This window comes from Methanosaeta sp. UBA356, from assembly GCF_002496465.1.
Lineage (GTDB): Archaea > Halobacteriota > Methanosarcinia > Methanotrichales > Methanotrichaceae > Methanothrix > Methanothrix soehngenii.
Genome location: NZ_DAKC01000139.1, coordinates 1,036 through 3,363, shown reverse-complemented (window position 1 = coordinate 3,363; position 2,328 = coordinate 1,036). Strand labels below are relative to the sequence as shown.

The window sequence follows — 2,328 nt, the reverse complement described above, 5'->3', positions numbered from 1 at the left end:
GTCACCGCCAAGGTCCAGTCTGCCGTTCGTTATGCTATCGGCGGAATAGAACAGACCTTGCAGAGGATGAACATCCGCCACGACAGCTACCACTGGGAGTCGGAGTTCGTGCGGGATGGCAGCGTGGCCGAGATCGTAGAAAGCCTGGAGAAGACCGGCCTTGTCGCCTGGGATGAGGGATCTCTTCAGCTGGACCTGAATGATTATGGCTTTGAGAAGAAGATGGTCCTGAAAAGAGCCAATGGGACATCGCTATACATCACTCGCGACCTGGCCTACCACCGCTGGAAGTCGGCCAACTCCGATCGCTCTGTGGATATCCTTGGAGCGGACCATAAATTGGTCTCCGGACAGCTGCGAGTGGCTTTGGGCCTTTTAGGCGTCCGCGAGCCGGAGGTGGTGATATTCGAGTTCGTCTCTCTGCCTACAGGCTCCATGAGCACCCGCAAGGGCAAGTTCATCTCCGCGGACGAGCTATTGGATGAGGTGGAAAAACAGGCTATGGAAGAGGTTAGGGCCCGCCGGCCTGATGAGAGCCCGGAGTTTTTAAAGGAGGTGGCCCGCCAGGTAGCCAGCGGTGCAGTGCGCTACGATGTGGTAAAGGTATCCGCGGACAAGGCCACCACCTTCGACTGGAAGCAGGCCTTAGACTTCGAGAAGCTGTCAGCCCCCTTCATCCAGTACTCCCATGCCCGGGCCTGCAGCATCCTTCGCAAAGGCGAACAGAGTGAAAAGTTCCAGGCTGATCTGCTGGTAAGCGATTATGAGGTCGCCCTGATCAAGAAGATCGCCCAGTTCGATCTGGTCATCGACAGGGCAGCATGCGAGCTAAAGCCCCATCATCTGGCCACATATGCCCGCGAGCTGGCGGAGAGCTTCAACCTCTTCTACCGCTACAGCCCAGTGCTGGATGCATCTTTTGAGCTTCGGGAGGCCAGGCTGGCTCTGGCTAAAGCGGCCAGAAACGCTCTGCGAACCACCCTGGAGACCCTGGGCATATCCGCCCTGGAGACGATGTAAGCCATGGGACGCTTGCGCCTGCATCCAATCTCCATCCCCCTTAGAGAATTGATCGGTCTGATGATTGTGATCCTGCTCCTGGCTGCATCGGCTCAAGCCTTGCCCCAGTCCAATTATAGCTGGACAGAAGCCCCCTGGGTCAGCGATGAGGCAGGGGAGGATGATAAAATGGCCACAGAGCTATCTGCTCCTCTGGCCTTCAATCCGGGCGATGCCGAGACTCCTTCGCTTAATATCGGATCGCATCTTCTGAACTTCTCGGAGCTCGCATCCCTGCCATTCTCATGCCAGCTCTGGATTCGAAATGACTTGCAGTGGAGCCACTACCTCAAAGCCATCCAGGGAGAGGATGTGGATATAATCATTTATATGCCCGAGTATGGCGAAGTGGACGTCTATTTGATCTCTTATGCCAGCGGCACACGAGATCGCTGGAGCTTCAATCTCCTTGAAGGATATCATCTCCTCAGGCTGAGGGCAGAGGAAGAGGGGCGATACTTCATGATAGCAGCTCGGAAGAGCGAGCCTGGTAATGCCCTGATCTTGGACCTGGTCGCAAAGTCCGATAACGCTTCGGTCTCGCCATTGGATGTAGGGACCATTTCCACTGGAAGGGCAATGGTGACGATAAAGAGCGAGAGGATAAAAGGATATGACGTCTATCTGGACGGGGCCTTCTACAGCAGCGATGTGGGAGATGGGTCTATTGATGGCGTTGCCAGCTTCACTCTAAGTGCAGACAAGACTCACACCATCAGCATCTCCCAAAGGGATGTCCAGGGAAATATAATCAACAAGAGCGAACATACAAAGAGATTCAAGAGGGATATGGCCTATACCCTGTTGATAGAATGAGAGCCGAAACCGTAAAACCATCGTGCTGGCTCTTCGCTGTTTCATATGGGTAACCTCAGGATAACGATTTTCATTCTTGATTGGATTAGGCTTCAGATTTCCATCTCATCCATACAAAACAGTGAGGAACCAGAAATTGAGCCTTCTCCGAAGGCTCCGGCGCTTCAGTGCAAAACATTAATAAATGATCATCAAGATAACATTTTAAGGAATGCTCCTGGGCAATTCAGAGCAATAATCTAACTGAAACTGAAACCGCACTTCAATCATCTCTCGATCAGGAACCTGTTAGCATGTCGTCGTGGTCGGAGCGATGTTGTCAGATTAAGATAAGCGAACAGCATGACATGGACATTCGACTGAGCAATCTTTGGTGATAAATATGAAAGGACTAAATAGATATTTTCTGGTTATAGGCCTGGTGGCTTGGCTCTCAATGTTTATGGCCGAGGC

At 52.5% G+C, this 2,328-nt stretch carries 2 protein-coding genes; both read left to right on the top strand.

Annotation, left to right across the window (positions count from 1 at the left end):
- A partial coding sequence (argS, locus tag BP727_RS13380) for an arginine--tRNA ligase (protein WP_286859342.1) occupies positions 1-1,020 on the top strand: 1,020 nt, incomplete at its 5' end.
- 3 nt (positions 1,021-1,023) lie between these two features.
- Positions 1,024-1,875, top strand: coding sequence for a hypothetical protein (locus tag BP727_RS13375; RefSeq protein ID WP_286859340.1), 852 nt, complete (start codon positions 1,024-1,026; stop codon positions 1,873-1,875).
- The last annotated feature ends 453 nt before the right edge of the window (positions 1,876-2,328 follow it).